This window comes from Staphylococcus sp. HMSC063F05, assembly GCF_001837075.1.
GTDB lineage: Bacteria > Bacillota > Bacilli > Staphylococcales > Staphylococcaceae > Staphylococcus > Staphylococcus epidermidis.
The window spans coordinates 1-1653 of the sequence record NZ_KV831324.1 but is presented as its reverse complement, the minus strand read 5'-3'; the positions used below and the strand labels follow the sequence as shown (position 1 = coordinate 1653).

The window sequence follows — 1653 nt, the reverse complement described above, 5'->3', positions numbered from 1 at the left end:
AGGGTTTATAAACTCTTGATACACCTTTTATAGTCATTTTTAATTACCAAACAGTTTACTCCAAAAACTTTTTTTAGAATGATTTTCGTTTCTGATATCCTCTTTCTGCTCACCATCTATTTTATTACCTTGTTGCAGTTCACTATCTTGTTGCTTATCCTCATGTTTATCTTTACTTTCATCCCTAAAATGGGAAACCATTTTTTCTTTTTGACTATCTGAGTCATTATTTATAGAATCCATATTTTCCATTGTTTCTTGAACTTCAATGTCCTGCCTCTTATTAGCAGAATAATTGAGTTGCCTTTCTTCTTCTAACTCAGACTCCAACCTTTGTATTTTTTTGTTACTTTCTAATGCTAATACTTGTTGGTTTTCAAGTAATTTCGACCTTTCTTGTAATTCTTTTCTATAAAATTCTATTGTCGTTTCATGACGTTTTTCTTGTTTTTCAAGTTGTTTATTTAAAGTATCTATTTGCTTTTCGAGTAGTTCAATTATTTGAACATCATATTTAGATTCGTTTTTTTTATTATCTGTTTTAACTTTCTCTGAACTTACATTAGCACTTTCAAAGCCATATTTCTTTTTATTTCTGATTACTCTTTGAATGATTTTTTCTACATCAACATCATTTTTAATGAATGAAGTATTATCCTGTTTCACTGTTTCTATATTCAATCTTTTTATATTATTAAATACAGTCTGTTTACTAACTTCCAATTCTTCACTTATTTCTTTAACGCTCTTCATATCTTCAACCCTTTATAAATACTTTATCAACCCTTTATAAATAAATTTTATCATAAATACTTTTATAAAGGGATCTTAAGTATTCTTAAAAAACCTTTTATAAACATTTGATAATAATCTTATCAAGTGTTTATAAAAGGTTTTTAGTGGGATTATAATATCTTTTATATGTTCTTTTTTAATGATATAATGTCCATAATACGTTTTAGTCCCAACTACTGGTAATAGTTGGGACTGGGTAATAAAACGTTACAATACGTTAGCTATTTAATTTGATATATGTATTATATACAACAATATCTACAGTTTGCAAGTCAAAAAGTTATGTGGATTTGTAATGTTTTATTACCTCTATTCAAATTTAATTGGAAAGAGGTTTTTTATTATGTCTCGTAAAAATATTAAAAATCAAGCAAATCAAAACTTTTATATGCTACATAAAGCATTATTTGTTAATGAAAAATATAAAAAATTAAGTGATAGTGCCAAAGTTACTTATGCAATTCTCAACGATAGAGTTAGCTTGTCGATTAAAAATAATTGGGTCGATGATAATGGGGATATATATTTCATTTTTACAAATGAAAGTCTCCAGAATATATTAGATAAAAGCAAGAATACAATTACTAAAATTAAAAAAGAACTTCAAGCAGTAGGGTTACTTGAACAAATACGTACAGGATTTAATAAACCTAATAAATTATATTTGCATGATATAGAAACTAATATTAATGTAGAAAAAAGTATTCAATCCTCATCTATAACCTATAATGACAAGGACTCCCAAATTTTGGGACTCCAGAATCCCGAATTTTGGGACTCCAGATTCTCAAAATTTGGGAGTCCAGAATCCCAAATTTTAGACCCTAATGATACTGATTATAATGATACTGATTATAT

2 protein-coding genes are annotated in these 1653 nt (G+C 26.7%); one reads left to right on the top strand and one right to left on the bottom strand.

All coding sequences use genetic code 11. The annotated features are described in order from the left end of the window. Nucleotides 1-39 precede the first annotated feature (39 nt). Nucleotides 40-753, bottom strand: a complete 714-nt coding sequence (locus HMPREF2576_RS02325; RefSeq protein WP_002500633.1) for a DUF536 domain-containing protein — start codon at nucleotides 751-753, stop codon at nucleotides 40-42. 385 nt (nucleotides 754-1138) lie between these two features. Here HMPREF2576_RS02325 and HMPREF2576_RS02320 point away from each other — a divergent pair. Further along, the coding region (locus HMPREF2576_RS02320) for a replication initiator protein A (protein WP_141757181.1) at nucleotides 1139-1653 on the top strand (515 nt) is incomplete at its 3' end.

Coding starts and splice junctions, on each gene's coding strand:
- HMPREF2576_RS02325 (WP_002500633.1), bottom strand. CDS start 753: ATGAAGAGCGTTAAAGAAATAAGTGAAGAATTGGAAGTTAGTAAACAG.